18 protein-coding genes are annotated in these 22757 nt (G+C 46.1%); 10 read left to right on the forward strand and 8 right to left on the reverse strand.

The window, feature by feature from the left end; genetic code table 11:
• Positions 1-39: 39 nt before the first annotated feature.
• From QF041_RS28880 to QF041_RS28890, 3 genes are all read left to right on the forward strand, one after another.
• A complete protein-coding gene (locus tag QF041_RS28880; RefSeq protein ID WP_307416583.1) occupies positions 40-1554 on the forward strand; it encodes an AbgT family transporter in 1515 nt (504 codons plus the stop codon).
• A gap of 101 nt (positions 1555-1655) precedes the next feature.
• A complete protein-coding gene (locus tag QF041_RS28885; protein ID WP_307416584.1) occupies positions 1656-2912 on the forward strand; it encodes an amidohydrolase in 1257 nt (418 codons plus the stop codon).
• A gap of 600 nt (positions 2913-3512) precedes the next feature.
• Complete coding sequence (locus tag QF041_RS28890) at positions 3513-5756, forward strand: carboxylesterase/lipase family protein (RefSeq protein WP_307416585.1); 2244 nt, start codon at positions 3513-3515, stop codon at positions 5754-5756.
• Between the two features lie 149 nt (positions 5757-5905).
• On the opposite strand, the gene QF041_RS28895 is transcribed toward QF041_RS28890, so the two are convergent.
• Together QF041_RS28895 and QF041_RS28900 are read right to left on the reverse strand one after the other, a co-directional pair.
• The gene (locus QF041_RS28895) at positions 5906-6448 is read right to left on the reverse strand and encodes a hypothetical protein (protein ID WP_307416586.1); all 543 of its coding nucleotides are present in this window, start codon (positions 6446-6448) and stop codon (positions 5906-5908) included.
• Between the two features lie 194 nt (positions 6449-6642).
• A complete protein-coding gene (locus QF041_RS28900) occupies positions 6643-8229 on the reverse strand; it encodes a choice-of-anchor I domain-containing protein (RefSeq protein WP_307416587.1) in 1587 nt (528 codons plus the stop codon).
• A gap of 321 nt (positions 8230-8550) precedes the next feature.
• On the opposite strand from QF041_RS28900, the gene QF041_RS28905 reads away from it, so the two are divergent.
• From QF041_RS28905 to QF041_RS28915, 3 genes are all read left to right on the forward strand, one after another.
• Positions 8551-9510: a helix-turn-helix transcriptional regulator gene (locus QF041_RS28905; RefSeq protein ID WP_307416589.1), complete on the forward strand. Its 960-nt coding sequence runs from the start codon at positions 8551-8553 to the stop codon at positions 9508-9510.
• A gap of 111 nt (positions 9511-9621) precedes the next feature.
• On the forward strand, positions 9622-10824 hold the full coding sequence (locus QF041_RS28910; protein WP_307416590.1) for an MFS transporter: 1203 nt from the start codon (positions 9622-9624) through the stop codon (positions 10822-10824).
• Between the two features lie 190 nt (positions 10825-11014).
• Positions 11015-11458, forward strand: coding sequence for an Hsp20/alpha crystallin family protein (locus QF041_RS28915; RefSeq protein WP_307416591.1), 444 nt, complete (start codon positions 11015-11017; stop codon positions 11456-11458).
• 134 nt (positions 11459-11592) lie between these two features.
• Here the strand turns inward: QF041_RS28915 and QF041_RS28920 are convergent, their stop codons facing one another.
• Together QF041_RS28920 and QF041_RS28925 are read right to left on the reverse strand one after the other, a co-directional pair.
• Positions 11593-12150, reverse strand: coding sequence for a DUF1697 domain-containing protein (locus QF041_RS28920; protein ID WP_307416592.1), 558 nt, complete (start codon positions 12148-12150; stop codon positions 11593-11595).
• Between the two features lie 34 nt (positions 12151-12184).
• On the reverse strand, positions 12185-12835 hold the full coding sequence (locus QF041_RS28925) for a hypothetical protein (RefSeq protein WP_307416593.1): 651 nt from the start codon (positions 12833-12835) through the stop codon (positions 12185-12187).
• 332 nt (positions 12836-13167) lie between these two features.
• Here QF041_RS28925 and QF041_RS28930 point away from each other — a divergent pair, with 332 nt between their 5' ends.
• Positions 13168-14802: a DUF1593 domain-containing protein gene (locus QF041_RS28930; RefSeq protein ID WP_307416595.1), complete on the forward strand. Its 1635-nt coding sequence runs from the start codon at positions 13168-13170 to the stop codon at positions 14800-14802.
• Positions 14803-14887: 85 nt separating this feature from the next.
• On the opposite strand, the gene QF041_RS28935 is transcribed toward QF041_RS28930, so the two are convergent.
• The gene (locus tag QF041_RS28935) at positions 14888-15451 is read right to left on the reverse strand and encodes a TetR/AcrR family transcriptional regulator (protein WP_307416596.1); all 564 of its coding nucleotides are present in this window, start codon (positions 15449-15451) and stop codon (positions 14888-14890) included.
• Positions 15444-16658 (reverse strand): MFS transporter, encoded by a 1215-nt coding sequence (locus QF041_RS28940; RefSeq protein WP_307416597.1) that lies wholly within the window; start codon positions 16656-16658, stop codon positions 15444-15446. The genes QF041_RS28935 and QF041_RS28940 overlap by 8 nt, the downstream gene beginning before the upstream one ends.
• Positions 16659-16877: 219 nt before the next feature.
• On the opposite strand from QF041_RS28940, the gene QF041_RS28945 reads away from it, so the two are divergent.
• On the forward strand, positions 16878-17684 hold the full coding sequence (locus tag QF041_RS28945; protein ID WP_150365994.1) for an alpha/beta fold hydrolase: 807 nt from the start codon (positions 16878-16880) through the stop codon (positions 17682-17684).
• A 25-nt stretch (positions 17685-17709) separates the two neighbouring features.
• The gene (locus QF041_RS28950) at positions 17710-18693 is read left to right on the forward strand and encodes a sensor domain-containing diguanylate cyclase (RefSeq protein WP_307416598.1); all 984 of its coding nucleotides are present in this window, start codon (positions 17710-17712) and stop codon (positions 18691-18693) included.
• Positions 18694-18823: 130 nt separating this feature from the next.
• Here the strand turns inward: QF041_RS28950 and QF041_RS28955 are convergent, their stop codons facing one another.
• Positions 18824-20311 carry a right-handed parallel beta-helix repeat-containing protein gene (locus tag QF041_RS28955; protein WP_307416600.1) on the reverse strand — a complete coding sequence of 496 codons (1488 nt, stop codon included), beginning with the start codon at positions 20309-20311 and terminating at the stop codon, positions 18824-18826.
• A 102-nt stretch (positions 20312-20413) separates the two neighbouring features.
• Here QF041_RS28955 and QF041_RS28960 point away from each other — a divergent pair, with 102 nt between their 5' ends.
• On the forward strand, positions 20414-21070 hold the full coding sequence (locus QF041_RS28960) for a DUF2625 domain-containing protein (RefSeq protein WP_307416601.1): 657 nt from the start codon (positions 20414-20416) through the stop codon (positions 21068-21070).
• A gap of 155 nt (positions 21071-21225) precedes the next feature.
• Here QF041_RS28960 and QF041_RS28965 read toward each other — a convergent pair whose 3' ends face one another.
• On the reverse strand, positions 21226-22566 hold the full coding sequence (locus QF041_RS28965; RefSeq protein ID WP_307416602.1) for an MFS transporter: 1341 nt from the start codon (positions 22564-22566) through the stop codon (positions 21226-21228).
• Positions 22567-22757 lie beyond the last annotated feature (191 nt).

The raw sequence follows: 22757 nt of genomic DNA on the forward strand, positions 1-22757 counted from the left end.
TCCAGAGGCAGTTCCATCACAGTCAGGGGGGGAGTTTGCATGGTGAATGCGGACAGACAGGGGAACACAGGACTTTTTGGTTGGGTAGAGAAAGTAGGGAATAAGCTTCCCAATCCGTTTTTATTGTTTATCTATCTCATTATCGCCCTGATGGTTGCCACATTGGTGTTATCACTCTTTAATGCGACGGCACATAACCCGATTGATGGGGAGCAAGTACACGTCAAGAACTTGCTGAGCAGAGAGGGGATTCAGTGGCTGTTGCCGAATGTGGTCAAGAACTTTGCCGATTTCAAACCACTGGCTTCCATCCTGGCTCTGGTGCTGGGCATTGGTCTGGCGGAGAAGGTGGGGCTTCTCGAAGCGGTTATGCGTAAAATGGCTGTTCGGGTACCTGCGCGTTACGCCAGTTATCTCGTTATTTTCATCGCGTTCTTCAGCCATGTATCCTCAGACGCAGCGCTTGTGATCATGCCTCCGCTTGGAGCGCTGATCTTTCTTGCGGTAGGCAGACATCCGGTTGCCGGATTGATTGCCGCGATTGCTGGTGTGGGTGCAGGTTTTACAGCCAATATGCTCATTGTGACCACGGATGTATTGTTGTCAGGCATCAGTACCGAGATTGCGGCCTCTGTAGATCCCAATGTGGGTGTTACGGTTCTGGATAACTGGTACTTTATGTCCGCTTCGGTTATTGTGCTGACCCTCGTTGCCGGGTTCATGACTGACAAATTCCTGGAACCACGCCTGGGCCGTTACGAAGGGGAGCGGGTGTACAAGCTCGAAGCGCCGACACCTGAAGAGAACCGGGCACTACGTGCAGCGGGAATCGCAGCATTGCTTTTTATCGCCGTGATTGCATTCATGGTCGTGCCTTCCAATGGGGTGCTTCGTAACCCTGAAACGGGAAGTGTCATGGGTTCGCCTTTCCTGGCCGGGATTGTTCCTGTCATTTTACTGTTCTTCTTTACCGTAGCACTGACTTACGGCATTAAAGTGAAAGTGATCCAAAACCAGAACGATCTGCCGAAACTGCTCATTGAACCGATCAAAACGATGGCTGGATTTATCGTGATGGTGTTCCCGCTGTCTCAATTCGTGGCGATGTTCAACTGGAGCAACATGGGCAAGTTTCTGGCACTTACGATCACGGATTTACTGGAAAAGACGGGCATTAACGGCATTCCCGTGGTGATCGGGCTGATCTTCCTGTCGGCATTGCTGACAATGTTTATTGCAAGCGGATCAGCGATCTGGTCGATTCTTGCCCCGGTGTTTATTCCAATGATGATGCTGCTTGGATTCCATCCGGCATTCACTCAGGTTATTTTCCGGGTATCGGACTCGGTCGTTATTCCCTTGGCTCCAGTATCACCGTTTGTACCGCTGTTCGTAGGATTTCTGCAGGGGTATCGTAAAGACGCGAAGCTGGGAACGTATTATTCACTGATTTTGCCGTATTCGATTGCTTTCTTCTCGGTGTGGGTGGTTATGGTCATTCTATGGTATGTCTTCAACCTGCCACTTGGTCCGGGAGTAAACGCAAGACTGTAGGAGATCCACAGGAGCAGGCTTAGTGACTCCTAACGTTGAATGAGTATGTAGAACTGTATGCACGATGAAATAGATAGAGGTTAGAGAGAGGGGAATGACACATGATGGATATTATCGCGCTTCGTCGGGATCTGCATGAACATCCTGAACTGGGATTCACGGAATTTCGTACTGCGACCAAAGTGGTGCAGATGCTGACGGAACTTGGGTATAGCGTCACTTATGGAAAAGATGCGATCGACGACACATCACGGCGAGGTCTGCCCAAGCCGGAAGTGTTGGAAGATGCATATCAGCGTGCCCTCCGGGAAGGTGCAGATCCGGTGATTGTGGAGCAGATGCGAGGTGGATTCACTGCCGTTGTTGCTGAACTTCAAGGGGAGCAGGATGGACCAACGACGGCATTCCGCTTCGATATGGATGCACTGCCAATCCGTGAGAGCAAGTTGGAGCAACACGCACCGCAAGCGGGACAATTTCGTTCCAGTCATGAAGGCATTATGCACGCTTGTGCACACGATGGACATACAACGATTGGATTGGCGCTTGCAGAACGGTTGAGTAACCGGAAGTTCGCTGGCAAGATCCGGCTGTTGTTCCAACCTGCTGAAGAAGGTGTGCGCGGGGCATATGCCATGGTCGAAAAAGGAATGCTGGAACAGGTGGATCGCCTATTCTGTATGCACTTGGGTACCGGTGTGCCATCCGGTCATATCAGAGGTGCGTCTGCCGGATTCCTGGCAACGACCAAGCTGGAAGCACACTTCACCGGTGTATCTTCCCATGCAGGGGCTTCCCCGGAGGAAGGGCGGAATGCGCTGCTTGGCGCAGCGACCGCCATGCTTAACATTCATGCACTTCCCCGGTTCAGTTCGGCAGATACCCGGATTAATGTAGGCATTCTGGAAGGTGGAACAGGAGCCAATATTATTGCTGAGCATGCCCGTATGGTTATTGAGACGCGTTCGACGAGTGAAGAAACGAATCGGGAGCTGGAGCGTCGCGTGCGACACATCATTGAGCATAGTGCGGCCATGCACGAACTAACCGCTACCGTTGAGGTGGTTGGAAGTGCCATTCCGATTCAATGTGATATGGAACTTGCAGAGCTTGCGGTTCAGCAAGCGGAAGGCATCGCTGGTTTCACCCATGCAGAGGCCATATCGGACAGTGCTGCTCTCGGCAGCGAGGATGCCAGTTATATGATTCGGCGAGTACAGGAGCAAGGTGGCAGAGCTACGTATATGATTGTTGGCAGCGAGTTGCCTGCTCCGCATCATCATCCTGAATTTGATATTGATGAAGCGGTGTTGGCCCCTGCGGTGGAACTGCTGGAGAAGTTGGCACGCACGCTGTAGACAACCAGAGAAGTAGGCTAGCAGATATTGAGGGATTAAGAGATAGCGGTGCAAATCATCATGATGTAAGTTAAGTTCAAACCCGCATGAGAATGCGGGTTTTTATTGTTGCCCCTATCGGAGATCGTATGATGACGATTAAAAAAAGGTATTGCGAACGCTTACATTATGTGCTAACATCACCATAACAACAGGATTGTAACCGTGTTTAGGGCAATACCTGTGTCAGTTCATTCGTTGTTTCTTTGTTCATCAAACGATTAATTGCGTTTACATTTTCATATGGAATGAACCTCATTCCTCAGGGTTGTTACTGATTGCAGGCAAAACCTGAATTGAGGGCAGTAGACCACGCTAAAGCGATGTCTGTTTGCCTTCGGTTCAGGTTTTTTTTATATAAAAAAATGCCTGATGGCATGACCGTAAGCGCCGTAGCAGATATTTCAAGCAGAAAGGAGCGCAGCAGATTTAATTTTTCCTAAATAGAGATATAGACTCATCCAGACATTGGAATACTGATTCTTAGATACGCATTTCAACTGAACATTTCCAATGAAATTATCCCATCACACACTATTGGACAGCGAGGAGATTTATGACATGAAAACTATTAAACGTTCGATTGCTGTAGCAACAATTCTGGGGTTATGTGTATCCGCTCTACCAGCTTATGCAGCAGGCAATACAGGACCTACTTCTTCTGCAGCGATGGACAAGCTGATCCAATCCGAGCTTATTCGCGGCAGCGGTCAAGGTGTTAATGCAGCTTATTTGAACAAAAAGGCAACACGCATTCAGGCCGCAGTACTTTACTTGCGTTTGTCCGGATTGGAGAAAGAAGCACTCGCTTATCAGGGATCGGAAACGTACGACGATGCGGCTCAGGCAGGCAAAGTATTGCAACCGGTCGTTGGTTACTTGAAGCAGCATCCGTATGTGTCTGAGATCGTAACAGGAACAGATACGTTTGAACCTAATGCACCACTTACAGCGGAAGGGTATGCCGAAATGCTGCTGAAGGTGCTTGGATATGAAGCAGGTACGGATTATGAGCAGGGAGCGGCTTCCACCTATGCGGCTGGGAAAGGAATCATGGCGCTTCAAGGGAAGGGAGCGAGTCAACTTACCAACCGCCTGATGGCAGAGGCAACCGCACAGGCTTTGCAGATACAGCTCAAGAATGGCAGTGGAACTTTGGAGCAGAGTTGGTTGAAACATAAAGAAGCTGGGTCGTTCAAACCTCAAACGGTGCAACAGACCAAGTATGGCGCGATTGATGGCAAAACCTATGAGCAATATGGCACGCTCGGCTGGCTTGGTGTTCCTTACGCGGCACCTCCGGTAGGGGAACTGCGCTGGAAAGCCCCGCAAGAACCAGAAGCATGGACAGGAACCAGATCGGCTAAGGAATTTGCAGCGAACAGCTTGCAGATCTCCGGCAAGACTACAGCAGGAAGCGAGGATTCGCTGTATCTCAATATCTGGCGTCCCGACACAACCAGTTCGAAACTTCCGGTTATGGTGTTCCTGCACGGCGGCGGGAATATGACCGGATCAGGCAAAGATTTTCAGGGTGAACAGCTTGCACGGAGCACCAACAGCATCATCATTTCCGTGAATTACCGTTTGGGAGCCCTTGGATTCTTCGAGAATGCAGCACTGAAAACAGGCAATGCCCTGGATGACTCAGGTAACTATGGTCTGCTTGACGCATTCCGTGCATTGGAGTGGGTGCAGGATAATATCGAAGGTTTTGGCGGAGATACAGGCAATGTTACATTAGCCGGACAATCTGCTGGTGCACGTGATGTGCTGGCAACTCTGATCTCTCCACTTAGCAAAGGATTGTATCAAAAAGCAGTTGCTTTCAGCGGAGGATTGACGACAGCATCACCGGAAGAAGGCGAGCAAAAATCCGAGGATGTGCTTGTGAAGCTACTCGTGCAAGAGGGGAAAGCGGCTAATGCAGAAGAAGCAAAAGCATGGATTGGCAAGCAATCTCAGGCACAGCTGGAGAGCTATCTGCGTGCACTTCCTGCGGACAAGTTGGTCACTGCTTTTGGCGCAACGGCAATCCGTATGGACCCATTTCCGCATCTGTTCAGAGATGGTACAGTGATTCCAAAAGAAGGATTTGACGCCATCAATAATGGCAATTACACGAAAGTCCCTGTATTGCTCGGCAGCCTGGAAACGGAGTTCTCCGGTTTTGCCTTCGGTGATCCGAACTTCGCTCCATCCATCGCAGATGAGACTCTGTTTACTGATAAAACCAAGGCGGAACAATATGCTGCTGCGTTGAAATACGGAAGCGAAGCTTATGCAGGCTTTAATGCAGAGCGTGTAGCGGAGCATTTGACAAATGAAGCAGGTCAGCCACCGGTATATGCGTATCGTTTTGCATGGGGCACACAACCTGGGGTCATCTCTGAGCGTTTGCTAACGTTACTGGGTGCACCACATGGTGCGGATATGGACTTCTATACAGGACACGCAGACGGAATTGCTGCCTATTTCCCTGATGGGTACTTTAGCGATACAAACAAACCAGGACGTGATCAGTTGTCCGCCGCGATGGCAGCGTATCTGAAGCAGTTCCTGTACACAGGCAATCCAGGTACGGGTGGATCACCTGATCTAGCGGCATGGACACCTTGGACGAAAGATGCTCAAGCCCCAATCATGCGTCTGGATGCAAGCAATACAACGGCAGAGATTGGCATGTCGACACAATATAACCAAGGCAAAGACGCCGTTAGGGCAAAGATGAAAAAAGAATTGCCTGAAGAAACGTATAAACTGTTGACGGAAAAAGTGTTCGCAGGTCGTTTCTTCTGGGAATAAAATTAGTCAACAAATCAACTTAACGTGAATTTAAATTAAAATGGACAGTAGAATAACTCTACTGTCCATTCAAGATATAATAAATATGATAGATTAAACAAGTACTGGTGTGGTTACATAAGTGAATGTTTTTTCTTTCTGATATAGTATTAAAGGTCTCTACTGATATTTCCATTCCCTGAAACACTGTAGCTGCTATGATTGTAAACATATATCCGGTATGTTCCTTGTGGTACCGTTACTTGTGTACTAGTGTTAGTATGAGTATGATTACCAAAAATGTAACCTTCCGCAATAGTAGAACCGTTATTAGGATTGGCAAAAATGTATGAAACTGTAGGGCTGCGAACCAGTTGTAAACTGTCTGCCCATTGTACCGCTGTGATTTTGTATTGTCCTCGTTCAGACACGGTAATAGTTTGACCTGTATTGTAAAGTCCGTTTTTTGCTAAAGATTCAAACTGCCATACTGCACTTGAAGCAGCCAGTGTTGAATATACATCAGATGAAGAATTATCTTTAATAATAGTCTGGTTTGCATCAAGCTCAGTTAGATTACTTAATAATTCCGCTGCTTCTGTATCTGTTAAGACTACCTTACTTGGTGTTTCAGCAGATTCTGCGGCGAAAACATTCGTACTGAAGCTGAAAACTAATACGATAATAAGTAGAGTTTTAAATATTTTTTTCAAAAAAATACCTCCTAAAATATAATTATGTAAAACTATTCCATAATTATATCTCAAATGGTTTAAATAGTCAAATTAATTGAGTATTATCCATTTCATTATAATTAATATTTTTTTATTGAGTAGTAATAATCTAACTCAAGTTTAGAGAAATGCCCCTCAAAGCCTTTGAAAAGGTAGAGGGGCATTTTCGAGATCTATTTCTTGGCAAAAAAACTAAGTGTTCCGGTGCTTTCATCTGCACTCACAAACAGGCTACGTCCGTTAACACGATGAATTCCCTCTGGTGATTCTCCGGCTGTAGGAATCAGACCCAGGTAGTCCGGATTGACCGGATCAGCAAGATCAAAGAACAAAATGGCATCTGCCCTTTCGGAAGCTACGGCTGCATACGTAGTGCCGTCTACAGTAGCAACGGTCAGGTTCTCAACTTCGCTGCCCTTGTTGGGACTGCGATCATCGGGATACAAGCCAACCATGGCAGTTGCCTCGTCAATGAGGTTCTGGCTATCATACATCCGCTTGCCTTGCAGATCCCAGACAGCAATATTACGTCCGCCTGCTTTTACACTATCCTCAAATTCATTCTTGCCCAAGTCCCCTTCATTGGCTGTCAGCAGGTATTTACCATCTGCCGAGAAAGCAATCCCATCCGGCTCATAACGAGCGGTCAACGTCTCTTTAAACTGAACGATACCATCATCTTTCAGATCTGCTTGATGTGAAGTGGTACCCAGAGCGAAGAATGAGCTGATTTTTTTTGTCTCCAGATCTACAATGGCAACGACATTGTTTTCCTGTAGCGTGATGGCTGCTGTTTTACTATCTGGACTAATGGCAACATACTCTGGTTGTGGATCATGCGGATAGATGGCGCCATCTACATTGTCCAGAGAGACCGGTAAGTTGGTGATCTCGCCCTCCAATACGTTCCCGCCAGCAAAAGATACTACCATAATGCTACCCGGACGTTTGGTGTTGGCATAGTCAATTTCATCGGTAGCTTTATTCAGCTCCTCATCCTCTATCGCGATCACCGCATGCAGACCGTCAGTTGACAGTGCAATCGAGTCAGGACCAATGCCCAGTTCATACGTTTTGACGGTTTTGTAGGTTGTCAGATCCACAATGGCAAGCAATCCTTTGTTTGCTTCACTGTCTGTATCCCCTGTACGAATAACAGCAAGACCGTATTTACCATCTTTGGACACGGTTACGCTTGTGACTTCAGCTTTGGCGGAAAGGTCATGGAAGCTGACTGTCTTTAATACGTTAATGTTTTTCAAGTCAGCAATATCCAGTATGGCAATGCTACCATTGTCCGCTTCGGTTACGAGCAGGCGCTGTCCATCTGGCGTGGAGGCTGATATTTCTGCTTTGCCACCGGGCATCTGAAACGATGCGGTCTGTTCAAAACCGGTTTTATTTTGTTTCAGGATCAGTTGATCCGTAATTAATTTTAGCGTTTGGGAAGATACATACGTTGTACCTTTGGTGATGTAACTTTTACTGTCCAAAGGAGTTTTCACACCGTTGATGGTGGCTGAAGACGTTCCTATTGGAAGTTGTACTTTAGTATCTGCGATCTGGATATCAACACTGCGACTGCTTCCGTTCCATGTGACCGTACCCTGCATATTTTGGATGGCTGTACGCAGTACGACATGATCATTGGTAGTTTTAGTTGCGTCAGCGGCATGAATCATGGATGTGTAGCTGGTTGCTCCTGCGGTAAGAATGGCAGTCATCGACAGAACGGCAAGCCATTGATTTCTCTTTTTCAATGTTCCAGATCCCCTTTATCGTTTCGTGTGTAATGAGTTATACAATTGTTTTAGTATAGGGAGCTAATGTTAAGGTGAGGTAAGAGAAGTCTGCGATTTGTGTAAAAGGTTAGATAAGAGATATTTTTCCAAATTGGATATGTAAGTTAGCGTATAAAATGATGTTGCCACATGAAGAAAAAAGCAGACGTGAACCTTCATATATATAGGACTGGTCGAACAGAAGAAAATACGCTAGAATTATAATTGAGAATCATTATCAATTAATTCAGGCTTTCTTTACTGACAAGTCTGATCAAGATATAGGCGAGGTGAATACCCGTGCGCACGGATGATGCATTAGGCGTAGTATATCAGCATTACCTGACCCAGGAACCTTACAGTCAGCAAGATGAACACACGTATCTGCTCTCTCCCAAGGCGGGAAGTGGCAATATTAAAAGAGTAACGACATACAGTGGCATTGAGATTTTATATTCCCAGGTTGAATATCATCAGCCGTATCCAACGTATTTTGCATCCGAAACGCCCATTGTGGAATTGCAATTTGCCTTGTCAGGAGAGCGAAATGTGGATATATCCGGTCAGGATTATTCATTATCGATAGGGCAAGGGGCCCTTATTTTTATGCATGATTTCGAAGCGTGGTTTCATCCTCCAGCAAGGGAGCTGTATACGTCCTTTTCGCTGGGGATTCCGGTTTCTCTGTTCAATTATGCTGCGGCGCAACTAGGCAGTTTCAAGCCGATTGCGTTTAATCAGGTGTTAGGGCGAAAAGTGTTCAAGCCAATTGTATTTCAATTGGATAACCGGATACGAACGATGATCGACAGTTTGATTGTAGAATTAAACAACAGTTATCGATCATCCTTAATGATGGAAGCGACAGCGTTGGAAATCTTTAATCGATTTATGATCCAATTGTTTGATCTGGCGCCAATCCCCGCGGGATTCTCCAGAGAGGACATCCGGAAGTTACATACGGCACGGGAGATTATGGAGGCTTGTATGGTAGATCCTCCATCTTTGCTAGCATTGTCCAGACAGGTGGGTCTTAACGATTTTAAATTAAAAAAAGGATTCAAGGCACTTTTCGGAAGCACGGTGTTCGAATATTTGCGTCAGGTTCGTCTCGACAACGCCATGAAGTTGCTGCGCAATCAGAATAACAACGTCACCGAGGCCGCGATTGCGGTCGGTTACAGCAATGTCAGTGCCTTTTCGCAGCAATTTTATCGCAAATTCGGCGTGAAGCCTTCCGAGATGAAAAAGATTTATTAATAAATCCGGCTTGCCGTGAATTGTTCCGTATAGAGGCAGTGGGGATTCTCTCAGCCTTGTATACTCCAGGTACAGTGGGTACTGTACTGAAATATAGAGGAGTGTATGAGCATGAACCGAATCAGAGGAAGTATTTTTTTTAGCGTATTTGCAGCCATGTTGGGTCTGATGCTGATTGCACCCATAATGCCGCCGCTTATTCGCGAGTTGGGCATGAAAGAAAGCCATTCCGGTCTTATTATCTCGCTAGGGTCCATTATGATGGCTGTCATGGCTCCGGTATGGGGCAGATGGAGTGATATAAGAGGAAGAAAATCAATCATATTGATTGGATTTATAGGTATGTCTGTGAGCTGTGCATTATTTGCACTGGCATTGTACGGGGGATTGAATGCATGGATCGGAGGGGGCGTGTTATTAACTCTTCTGATTGTGACGCGCAGTCTGATCGGTATGTTTATTCCGGCTGTACTTTCTTCTGCCCAGGCCTATATGGGTGATGTGACAGAAGGGAAGGAGCGGGGAAGCGGGATGGCGATTATCAGTGCTGCGAATGGACTTGGCCTTGTATTTGGACCTGCGATTGCAGGAGCTTTTACCCTTATCGGTCTGCTCTGGCCGCTTTATTTTGGCATTTTTATAGCGATAGCTGCGTTTATTATTGCCTTGTTGTTAATCCCGTCAGCCAAACCGGTCATTCAGGCAAAACCGCCTAAAGTCAACCCGTTCCAACGTGGTTTACGAATGTACCTTGCTGCCGGCTTGGTCACGATGATGGGTATCATGACACTACAGGTTGTCGGGGGATTTTATTTTCAGGATCAACTGGCTCTATCCTCAGCGGCGACGGCCCGAATGGTTTCGTTTGGACTCATGTTCTCTGGAGCAGCGATGTTGATCATGCAGGTCATTCAGATGAAATGGTTGAAATGGCAGCCACGTCCGATGATTTTGCTCGGTTCCCTTTTCCTCATCGCAAGCATGATCCTGTTTTTGGTTTTCAATGTGTTATCCATGTATTATTTCTCGTTTTTCCTGTTTGGCATGGGTGCAGGTCTGATGATGCCCGGGTTCATGGCAGGTGCTTCGCTGGCAGTTAGCAAAGAACAGCAGGGAGGTGCAGCGGGATTGGTAGCAGCGATTCAGGGGATATCCGCCGTCATTACGCCTTTACTTACAACGACACTTTATCAGGTGGACAAACATGTTCCATTTATGCTCGTAGCTGTTCTGGTTGTCTTGCTGGCAATCATGATGCTGGGAATGCGAAAGAATCAATCCCATAACGTAGTGGACCCCACTCATTCGTTATAGTCAGACAAAGTCAGAAGATCAAATAAGGTCAAAATAAAAGAAAAAAGGATCTATTTTAAAATAGTGAACCATGATGAAAGAAAATCGTTTTTTTCGTCTTTTACGGACTTTGAGCCTTATTTGTACGGGTATTATAATAATCAATGTAAGCAACACCAATAAACCAACCACACAAAAGGAGCTGATTTTCATGTTTGATCTGATTCCGTTTCGTAAACGAAATGAAGACCCGTTCGGACACATGTTGAAATCCTTCAATGACATGGTTGAGAACTCATTCCTCTCCCCTTTTGGAACTGGCTCCCAGCCATTCCGGACCGACATTCGTGAGGAAGAAGACAAATATTCGGTAGAAGCCGAGCTTCCGGGCATTGCCAAAGAGGATATAGACATTCAGGTTCAAGGTAATGAATTGATTATTCGTGCCAAACGCAATGATATAGTGGAGCAGAAGGATGACTCCAATCGAATCATACGGCAAGAACGCCGTTCCGGCGAATTTATCCGGCGATTCTATGTTGATCATATTGATGAGGAGCACATTAAGGCCAGATTGGAAGAAGGTGTGCTCAAGCTCGAGATTCCGAAACGTCCTGGTGATGAACAATCTCGCAGACGCATTCAAATTGACTAATACACAGTGGAAAAAATAGTTTCCTTACATGGTGAAAAGCATGCAGGAGACATCCATAAGGATGTTTCTGCATGCTTTATTTGTCATATGAATTGGACGATATATAACTGACTATCCATTGTGCTGGTTCCGAGTTATTTCTCTGCTGCTGCTTGCATCAGGGCATAGATCTTATGTGTGGTATTCACGTTTCTAACCGTCATATAGGCATATACTTTGGATCCGACAAGCTTGTTCATGCCACTTCTACCTGCGTCCTCTCTGCTGACTGAATACAAAATGGCTCCGGGAACATAAATCAGTGTGCCGATTTCCGGTTTGATGGGCAGCTTGTCCAGTACGGTGGGCTCATTGATCTCATCCCAAAGGAACATCACATCACTTTTGGCCGTGTCATCATTAACCCATTCTTCTGGCAGCGCCTGAATAACGCTTTGGATTTCATCCATATTCCGCACCATTACCCTGATCTGTAAACCAAAATCGGTGGTGATGGCCTGTTCTAACACATGGGATATCTCCACATTCGGATTGGCACGTTCCTGATGATCGGCAAAAATAATATTGCCAGAATTGATGTAGGTAACGACATCCAGCATGCCTGCTTGTTCAAACGTTTCTTTCAGCTGCTTCATATTAATTTTATTGTTCCCACCTACATTAATGCCTCTTAGCAAAGCCACATAGATCATATGGGCGCCCCTCCAATTCCTTTAATTCACCGTTTTAACAAAAGGACAGATATTCGAAAAGATGAGCAGTATACTCATCTCCCAACAGATCTTGCAATAAAGGTTCCACATGCTCCAGATACTCGGGCTTGGTTTCATAAGTTTCTTCATCTTTTACTTCTCCGGCATAGGTGCGCGCCGCTTCAATCAGGATGGCTAGTGCACTGAAAAAGTCTGACAGCGAGTCAGCGACGCGATTAGGTTCTCCCCCTGTAAAAGCCGCATATACAGGAGAGTTCGGCGATTCAGTATCTACGATTAACGGATCATCGTTAAAGTTTGCGATGACGACGTGATTTTTTGGCCAAGTGGAGGACTCCTCATAAGGTTCATTCATGCCAATCCAGCGGAACCCCAGTTGCTGACGAAGCAGATGTTCAGGTGCAACAAAGGAAATCAGTGCGGCATCACCGATTTCGACGGCGGCATTTTTCATTTTGAGTGTACCTTCCGCATCCGCATCCATCATTTCATAATGACTGTACAGATACTGAAGTTCTGGAGAAAGAGGTATTCGTGTATCCACTTCCGGCTGGTGATGTTGTTCGCGGGGACGCAGATCATGATTTTTGAAAAGTCCATAAGCTTCATTATATAAATCCTGCTGTTCCACAAAACGGCTCAAGGCCGCATCCAGTTGTTGCATGATGTCTGAGTCCTCCTAATAACATTGATATAATAACAGGCCGATTCGTTTGATTCTTGGCTATAAGCATTATACTATATCAAAGATAAATTCAAAAAAACATTTGAATACGTTTACATTCATGAGTGGACATGATATACTTTCACTCAAATAAGGATTGTTACTGCTTCGGGCAGGCAAAACCTGAACATCACTATGCGTGGACTTTGTTCCATTCATAATGTTGTTCGGGTTTTTTTGCATTCTACGGTCCATATTAAGGATAGAAAAACAGAAGACGTACTTATTTCAACCCAACTAACATCACGCTGTACAGAAGAAAGGGGAGCATTATGAACAAGAGAAAATGGTTAAACGGTTTTGCCGCAGGTTGTCTCAGTATCATCCTGGTGATTAGTGGGTGTGCATCCAAAGCGCCACAAACCGCAAGTGACACACCGAATCAGCCGACAGAACAGACAGAGAATGAAACCCAGGAACCTGCAAACAACCAAGCTGCCAAAGGCAGAACAGTGATTACAACCGACGGTGAAGTGGATGATATGAACTCCGTGATTCGTTTCCTCTTGTATTCGAATGAGATGGACCTTGCCGGAATTGTACTAACCAGTTCGGTATATCATTATGCTGGAGATGAGGAAGCAGGGATCCAACCATTCCGCTGGACAGGCACACAGTGGGTATACGACATGATTGATGCCTATGGCGAGATCTACCCGAACTTGTCTAAACATGCGGATGGGTACCCGGAGCCGGAACAGCTTCGAGCGATGACCAAGATCGGTAATATTTCCGATAAAGGGGAGATGGAGAAGGAAACGGAAGGTTCCGAATTCCTTGAAACTCTTTTCCTCGACGATGATTCCCGAGATCTGATTGTTCAGACATGGGGTGGCACCAATACCACAGCCAGAGCGCTGAAATCGATTGAGGAACAGTACAAAGACACGGCTGAGTGGGAGACGATCCGCAAAAAAGTCAGCGACAAACTGGTCCTGTATATCATTCTGGATCAGGATGACAGTTACAACGAATACATTGCGAAGAATTGGCCGGATATCCGTATTCTCAACGACCAATCAAACTTCTGGCATTTTGCCTATGCATGGAAGATGCATGCCGAAGAAGTGAACAGTAAGCTTCATGGCGACTGGATGGTCAAGAATATCCTGAACGGACATGGCAAGCTGATGGATATGTATGCATCGATGGGTGACGGCAAAATGATCGAAGGCGAGCTGGCCGAAGAACAACGGGGAAGTGCTGAATATCTCAAGAACAATCCGCAATATGACAAGTACGATTTTATATCTGAAGGTGACTCTCCTTCCTTCTTTTATCTGATCGATAATGGGCTGCGCAGTATGGAAGACCCTTCCTACGGCGGTTGGGGTGGACGCTTTGGCGTTGTGAACGACAAGTTATTTAGAAACAATGTGCTTGATTACGATCCGTACACCAAACGCTATGAAGCCGAATACTCTCTGATGAGATGGTTTGACGATGTGCAGGATGATTTTGCAGCACGTGCAGACTGGGCAGTTTCAGACACTTACGAAGGTGCCAACCATAATCCGTCTTTAACGATTAAGGAAGGGCTGGATCTGAGTGTAAGTCCTGGGGAGGAAGTTACTCTTCACGCGGAGGGTAAAGACCCGGATGGAGATCAACTGACCTATACGTGGTGGAGATATTTCGAAGCGGACACGTATGAGGATTCCAAAGTAACACCGAACAAAGTTCAGCCTGAAATGGCGGGTGACCTGCAGCTTGGATTACATCGTGAACTTGCCAAGGATGAGCAGGTGGATACGATAAAATTGCAGGGCAGTGACACTGAAGCGGTGACATTTACCGTTCCTGACGATGCCAAATCGGGTGATACTCTTCATATCGTTGCCGAAGTACAGGATGATGGAGAGCATCAGTTGAAGCATTATCAACGTGTGATCCTAACCGTGAAATAAAGAAATAGAGGGGCAGTCCCAAAAGTCATCAACATGGCTGGTGGGACGCCCCTCTTATTTGTGTAGTCTAATCGTAATTGATCCGTTAACGCTGGATGCCTGACCAGAAGACATTCCAGGTGTTCGCCAAAGCTTGTTCATAGGATTGCCGTGTCTCATACACGAGCTGTACATCCAATCCATCCATCACGGTGACAAAAGCTACGGTGGCTTCTTCCGGACTCAGGCGTATATCGGAATGTCTGGTAAATACGGCTGCCAGCTCTTCTTTCAGTGTCCCGAGGTACGTTCGATACTGGGCCAGTACAAAATCATGTACCTCCAGCGGTGTGATAAAGGACAGGATATACATAAAAGCAACGTTTGGGTGAGTTAGAAAGCGATTTTTGTGTTCATGCAAAAAGGCATATAGCTGCTGATCCAGAGTTTGGGTAACAGAGTCGCTGAAAAATTGGCGTACAAACTGTTGTTCCTCCTGCACAACTTCCTCATATAACTCCAGCAATAACGCTTTTTTAGATGAATAGTGATAAGCCAGGGATTGCTTGCGAATGCCTGCCTCTTCGGCAATCTGCGCCATCTTGGTCCCCTCGTAACCCAGACGATTAAAATGTTGAATGGCAATTTCCTTGATTCGTTTTTTACTCAATGTCTACCTCCAGTTGGCGAGCTGTATACCTCTGCTGTTTTTGGGAGTATACCAAATATAACAAGATATATACCACAAAAATGCCTATAGAGATAGCATACACCACCGTATAGGAAAATGCAGAAGCAACCACGCCCAGGATCAACGAACCACCACCAATTCCGAGGTCAAAAAAATTAAAGAAGGAAGCCATCGCATTTTCATGCTCATGTTCTTCTACAAGATTCACACACCAGGTCTGAATCGCCGGGAATATGGCACCAAAACCAAAGCCATATAACGCGCCAGCGATCAGGAATTGCACATCACTCTGGGCGATAATCAGAACCAGTAGTCCCGCGATTGCAAACAAGGCAGAAGGCAACAACACGGAACCTGGTCCCCATCGATCAAACATTTTCCCCGAGAACAGTCGAACGGCGAAGCTGGCGATGGCGACGATAAAGAAAAACCAAGCTATATTCTCGAACCCTCTTTCGGCGGCGAATAAAGCCACAAAGGACATGATTGAACCAGCTGCAATGCCAACGAGCATAATGAGAAGGGAAGGGAAGAGTACCTTCTTTTCAATCAGTTTCACCGAAGGGACATGAGTTTGCATGGACTCGCTACTACCCCCTGTTTTCGGCTTTCTGGATACAAACACTGTCATCAGGAGAGCTAACAGCAAAATACACATGCCACCCATAAACAGGCTCTGGTAGTCGTACCTAAACAACAGGCTTGTTCCAATCAGTGGACCGATGGATATGGCGACCGTCTCCCCTACGCCGAAATACCCCATACCTTCTCCCCGGCGATCTCTTGGTATGTTTTCAGTGGCAATGGTTGCAAAATATGTCGTTGCCAAACCAAATCCGAATCCGTGGATCACTCGAAATACAAGAATCATCCAAATACCTGACGATAGGTAGTATGCGCCAGTCATTAATGCACAGATAGTGATACCGATAATTAACAGAACCTTTTTATCTATTCGAGCTGCTAAGACAGATGTGAAGGGTCGAATCAAGATGGCGGAAAACATAAATACGCCGGTAACAAGCCCAATCTGGGAGGCTTCCCCACCAAGACTTGAGACAAACAAAGGCAAGGTGGGAAGCAACATTTCAAATGCCATAAACAATAATGCGTTGGCTAACATGATAAACAGGAATGATCTTCCCCAGAGTTGCTGAGGTGTAGAGCTATGTGTTGAAGTACTCATGGTTTTCCTCCGTAATGTTGATCTCTGTCGCGCGACATGTTGAACTGATTTTACCTGACGGTGGTCAGATTGTAAAGCGCATATTCAGAGCAGGGGTTCATGATTTTTTGGTGGGTGAGAGAAGTTATTAATAATTTTTAATTCATATCCCAACATTTTCCGGTATAATAACCAGATAAAATGATTCAAGTGAATACTACCTCGGAGAGGTGATATGCAATGACGGTTGATATACTTGTAAGAAATAATGTTAAGGTACTTGGCTCGGGTAGCCAAACGATTGTATTTGCTCATGGTTTTGGATGTGATCAGGATATGTGGCGTTACATTATTCCAGGTTTTATGGAGAACTACCGTGTGGTGTTGTTTGATTATGTTGGATCTGGCGAATCTCAAATTAACTATTATGATGCTGTCAAATATAGCAACCTTCAAGGATACGCCCAGGATGTGCTGGAAATTATGGAAGCGCTTGAGCTAAAGGACACCATATTTGTAGGGCATTCCGTCAGCAGTATGATTGGTATGCTGGCATCAATTCAGAACCCCAAATATTTCAATAAAATTATAATGTTAGGGCCCTCCCCACGTTACGTGAATGATCTGCCGAATTATTATGGAGGTTTCGATCGGAATGATATCGATGAATTGCTTGAGATGATGCAGATGAATTTTATTGGGTGGGCGAGTTATCTGGCACCCATTGTGATGAACAATCCGGAACGGAAAGAGCTGACGGAAGAGTTGGAGAAAAGCTTCTGCTCCAGAGATCCGCATATTGCGAGACAATTTGCCGAAGTGACGTTTTTATCGGACTGTCGTATTGATCTGGAGCAGGCAACTGTGCCAACATTGATTCTTCAGTGCTCGGATGACAGCATTGCCCCGGTAGAAGTAGGGGATTATTTACACGCTCATCTGAAGAATAGCCGATTGCAACAGATGACGGCCAAGGGACATTATCCGCATCTAAGTCAACCGGAAGAAACCATCCGAATGATTAAGGATTATTTAACGAGCGCATAAAACGCGGAAGAAAGGCAGTTATTCCATGGATATACAATTAGATCTGGCTCCCTGTGGATACTTCTCTATCTCTGATTCGGGCGTCGTACAGTCGATTAATCAAACTATGCTTACGATGCTTGGATATGAACGCGATGAGCTCATAGGGCAACATATTGAATCCACCATGTCGGTAAGCAACAAGGTGTTTTTCCATACGTATTTCTATCCCTACATCCAGTTATATGGACATGTGGACGAGATGTACTTCACGTTCCGTACCCGTGATCAGCAGGCTGTTCCTGTTCTGCTTAACGGTGTTCGCCAGACCCGTAACGGGGAAAGCGTGGTAGATTGTGTCGTTGTAGTCATGCGTAAGCGAATCGAACATGAGAAGGATATTTTGCATACCAAAACGAAGCTACAGGAGCTGTATCAAGCGACGCAAGAAGCGAACAAGGAGCTTGAACGACTGCATGAGGAATATAAAATTAAAGAGCAGGCGTTAATCAAAGTGAATGATCAGTTGGAGACACTGGCCTCCACCGACTTGTTGACAGGATTGAAGAACCGCAGGTTTTTCCAGGAAAAAATGCTTGAAAGCTTGATGATGTTCCGTGAGAAACAACGTTATTTCTCCCTTCTGGTGGTAGACATTGATCATTTCAAAAGCATTAATGATACGTATGGACATCCGATCGGAGATCTGGTGCTGGGCAATCTGGCAGGGCTGCTGCAATCGGTATCGCGAAGTACGGATGTGGTTGCACGTTACGGTGGGGAGGAATTTGTTATCATTCTTCCAGATTGTGAAGAGGAGCAGGCGATCGGTATTGCAGAACGATATCGTTCACAGGTTGCTTCAGCCGACTGGGGGGAATATAACATTACTGTGAGTATCGGTGCGGCCACTGTAGTAGAGGAAGATACGGAAAAGTCCTTGTTCCAAAGAGCGGACAACGCCCTGTATGCCTCCAAAACCGGAGGACGAAACCGGGTGACACATGCAGCTCAGATGGTAAAAAGTTAAGAATTGGATTGCATCAAAAGAAAGCCAAAAGGAGCCTATGTATGATGAGGGAGATGATCCCACATGCACAGGCTCCTTTTATTTGCGTGAAAAAGATTGACTAAGTTGAGATGGCAGACTCAGGGTTAATTTATCGCGGAGCAAGGTAACCATACGCCTTAGCCGGAGAGTTCGCCTGAGGACGAAAATCTTCGTTGGGTTCATCCATAAATGCTGGGTTCACATATATGGAATGTGCATCATTGCCAGATCCCTTGATGTAGGCGGCGATGCCGGAGTAGGCTTTATTTTTCCAAACCCACAGGGCGTCTTCCTGTTCACCTGGTGAGTAATAGACATTATGGTCAAACACATTGCCGGTATTGCTAGTATATTCGTTGTATATTAGTACTTCCGAGCTGCCTGATACGAGAATGTTACGCATGAATGTATTGTTCTTTGTCCGTGACTGCATGAATAACTGTCCATTGCCTGCATTCAGGGTATCATTTCCCACAAGTGTATTGTACATAATCTTGCTATCCTCGGTAGCTCCTCGTTCCTCGTCATAACCTCCCATGGCAATACCCGTCAATCTGTTGGAATAAATCAGGTTATCACGCACGGTAATGTTGCTGGTTGAACGTCCGGCATGCTCTGATGCAATCTCAATTCCGATGTCGCTCCGATATACCCGGTTCTGGTCGATGATATGATCTTTCCCGCCATCTACATAGATGCCGCCGGCCGAGTTGGTATAATTGGGCAGGTCTGTACCGTAGGAGGGATTATTATTGGACGTAATATCGTATACTTCGTTGCCTCGTACAATGCCGTTCCGAGCCTGATCGTACGTGTCGTCCTCGGACGTACCCTCGTACCCGATCAGATCAATACCAATATTGTCGGAATCATGGATGATATTGTCCTGGATGGCAAACGTATCGACATTACCGTTGACTGCGAGTGACTCGCTTGAACCAAGTGTGAGATCATACAATTCATTATCCTTGATGATGATATCGCGTAAAGCTTGAGGGTGCTCTGTACCATAAATGGCAATACCGTGGGCATCTCTGCCCCGTAAATCGGGGCCTTCAGGAGTTGCGTAACTAGCGATCGCGTGTATGGTGTTGCCTAACAGTTGAATATGCTTACCTGCTCCGTGGACATAGATCCCGGTTGGAACTTGGCCCCCAAGTGTGGTTGTAAAATTACGAATTTCGAGATTCTGAATCGTGATATAACTGGCATTTTCAATTTCAATTAACCCTTCAATGCCCCGGACAGATAAACCTTTACCATCAATGATAACCTGCTCCTGAGGATAACTTGAAAATAGGGTTGGATTAGCGGAAGAATTACCGCTTTTGGTGATTTTGACTTTCTGATGGTAGACCCCTTCACGCAAATAGATCGTGCTTCCCGGCGAAGCATGGTCGGCTGCGTGCTGCAACGTTTTCCAAGGAGATTGAATGGTTCCTTTATTCGAGTCGTTTCCTTGGGGTGATATGTAATGGATGACCTGGGGATCAGACTTTTGAACAGAAACGGGTTCCTTCATGGCAGATGTATGATTCTGACAACCGGATACAAGCACCATCAGAATCGGAATCATAAGTATAACTACGCGAATCAAATCGTTTCCCCCTTGAATTTAGCTTTGAAGATAGATTATAGCAGATTTGAACGGGTTAATAACCCATGATATGCTCTTATAAAATCAGCGAGGAGACTGCTCATGAATACATTAACGATAGCTGAATTAGTAGATCGGGAGAATCACGCATGGGAAGAACTCAAGGAACTCCTGGCTAGTGGGCAAAATACATATGTGTATGTTCCAGCAAAACAAGAGGCTGGAGAGGATACCCTCTATCGTCTGCAAATAAGCACCAAATCCTATTTGGGGGCTGTTGCTTATGAGACAGAAGGTATTGTACTGGACCATGGCTGGATCACGCTGCTTGGTGCAGGTGGTGACAGTACATCTGGGAGTCTCACCAGTTGGAATGGTGTAAGTGAGCAACCTTGGGTAGATGTGCTGGAAGGTATGATGGTCGTTGCATATGATGCGGCAGGTGGTTTCTTCGGACTGGATACAGGCAAGTATGGCCGTACGGGACACATATATTATTTTGCACCGGATACACTCGAATGGGAATCGACAGAACTGGCATATTCAGGTTTCATCAACTGGCTGGCGAATGGCGATCTGGAGCAGTTCTATCAGACCTTTCGCTGGAAAGGCTGGCAAGAGGATATGTCTCAGCTCCAGACAGGACAAGTATTTGCGTATTATCCACCACTTTGGACGCAGGAAGGTGGCGGCGAGAGCAGCAGTAAAGCCCCAATTAGCATAATGGAGGCCTGGAAGTTTGCACTGGACGGTAAATAGTTGGAATGCTGCTGTAGGGTGAAATCAGGAAAGTAACCGTTAAGTTCAAGTTCATTGAGTGATCTACTTTTAAAAAAAAACGGCATTTCTGTTCCAAACTCAAAAAGGCTCGCGCTTGGCGCGGGCCTTTTTGTTCTGAACTTAAACTTCAATTATCAATTGTCCAATGTAACAGGTTTAATGCCTGAGCGTGAAGCTCTGCTATGCCAGACGGTCAACCCGAGTGAAACAACGCAGACGAGCAACAGACAAGCATACACCACATGATAAGCTTCCTCGACCGAGACTCCCGGAATGCTGTGTAGCAGCAGCCCACACACGGCTACAGACACCGAACCACCGAAGAACTGAATCAATTGTAACATGCCCATACCGGAACCTATTTGCGCTTTGGGCAGCACACGTGACGCTTCATTATTCAGTGAAGCCATGGAGGCTGACAGTGCCGGTGAGAAAAAGAGATAACCACTGGTAATGATCAGGGCGGATTGATCCAGTCCGAGCATGAATAAAGCAAGTACCGCTGCGAGCAGGGTGTGTCCAATGATCATAAATCGCATATTGCCGTAACGGTCGATCCAGCGTCCAACGAAACGGGTGCAAAATGCTGCAACAATAGCTCCAGGAGCAATCAGCAAACCAATGGCGAGTGGAGAGCGACCGTATAGATCAGCAAGCACAAGCGGCATCAAAAACAGATTGCCCAGATTCACCACCAGCACGCAGAATCCGATAAGGATTAACCGGGTGTATCCTGGCGTTTGGAACACTTGTGGATTCACAAACGGAAGACTCGCTTTCCGAATATACAGGAGGTGTGCAACAAGCGAGATAACGCCGATGGCAAACCAGAACCAGGATTGCTGGGTGATCGCGACCAGAAGTGTAGTGGCGTTAATGACGGTTAATATGGCACCAATAACATCGAACGGCTGATCTGTTTTGACGGATTCACGGGGGAGAAAATAGAGCAATACAGGCAGAGCGAGCAGGACAAGCACCGTTATGGCAAAAAGTCCGTTCCAGCCCCAGTATTCGCTAATGAGTCCGCCGACAATGGGGCCAAGTCCAAAAGCCATGGCGCTACCTGATGAGATCAGCGCGATGGCAGCTCCGCGTCGTTCCACCGGGATGTAACGACTTGCAATGACGAGGCCCAGCCCGGCCATAACTCCTGCACCCGCAGATTGCAGAATGCGTGTCAGTAACAAGATCGCGAAGTTATGCGCGAACAACCCCAGCAATGAAGATAACCCCAGGATCAGAAGCCCGACCGTTAAAAGTTTGCGTACCGGGATACGGTCTGACAATCGACTGTAGATCACCGTCGACAGGGCGTAACCAATCGAATAACTTGAGATGACCCAAGACCCCAGGTCCGAGGTAATCTGCAGATCATGAATAATGACTGGCAAAGAAACATTGAACATGGTGGTATTCATCACAACGATGAACAGGCAACATGTCCAGAGTGGCATGACAATTTTATCTTTCACGGTACCATTCCTGTCTTGGGTATGAATATGAATTCGGATCGAACCTCAAAGGAAATTTTGTATAAAAGCAATATATCATTTTACACTCCATTTCATCATATGGCAATAATGTCATACCATTTCTCACTTGGATTACATGTTGAATTTATGTGCTGTGAGACGATAATTCATAGATTAATAAACAATAGGCG

Source organism: Paenibacillus sp. W2I17 (assembly GCF_030815985.1).
Taxonomy (GTDB): Bacteria; Bacillota; Bacilli; order Paenibacillales; family Paenibacillaceae; genus Paenibacillus.

What these genes read in the sequence shown, in the direction of transcription:
- QF041_RS28890 (WP_307416585.1), top strand. Translation starts at nt 3,513, where the DNA reads ATGAAAACTATTAAACGTTCGATTGCTGTAGCAACAATTCTGGGGTTA.
- QF041_RS28950 (WP_307416598.1), top strand. Translation starts at nt 17,710, where the DNA reads ATGGATATACAATTAGATCTGGCTCCCTGTGGATACTTCTCTATCTCT.
- QF041_RS28925 (WP_307416593.1), bottom strand. Translation starts at nt 12,835, where the DNA reads ATGCAACAACTGGATGCGGCCTTGAGCCGTTTTGTGGAACAGCAGGAT.
- QF041_RS28930 (WP_307416595.1), top strand. Translation starts at nt 13,168, where the DNA reads ATGAACAAGAGAAAATGGTTAAACGGTTTTGCCGCAGGTTGTCTCAGT.
- QF041_RS28940 (WP_307416597.1), bottom strand. Translation starts at nt 16,658, where the DNA reads ATGAGTACTTCAACACATAGCTCTACACCTCAGCAACTCTGGGGAAGA.
- QF041_RS28915 (WP_307416591.1), top strand. Translation starts at nt 11,015, where the DNA reads ATGTTTGATCTGATTCCGTTTCGTAAACGAAATGAAGACCCGTTCGGA.
- QF041_RS28960 (WP_307416601.1), top strand. Translation starts at nt 20,414, where the DNA reads ATGAATACATTAACGATAGCTGAATTAGTAGATCGGGAGAATCACGCA.
- QF041_RS28885 (WP_307416584.1), top strand. Translation starts at nt 1,656, where the DNA reads ATGATGGATATTATCGCGCTTCGTCGGGATCTGCATGAACATCCTGAA.
- QF041_RS28910 (WP_307416590.1), top strand. Translation starts at nt 9,622, where the DNA reads ATGAACCGAATCAGAGGAAGTATTTTTTTTAGCGTATTTGCAGCCATG.
- QF041_RS28880 (WP_307416583.1), top strand. Translation starts at nt 40, where the DNA reads ATGGTGAATGCGGACAGACAGGGGAACACAGGACTTTTTGGTTGGGTA.
- QF041_RS28920 (WP_307416592.1), bottom strand. Translation starts at nt 12,150, where the DNA reads ATGATCTATGTGGCTTTGCTAAGAGGCATTAATGTAGGTGGGAACAAT.
- QF041_RS28945 (WP_150365994.1), top strand. Translation starts at nt 16,878, where the DNA reads ATGACGGTTGATATACTTGTAAGAAATAATGTTAAGGTACTTGGCTCG.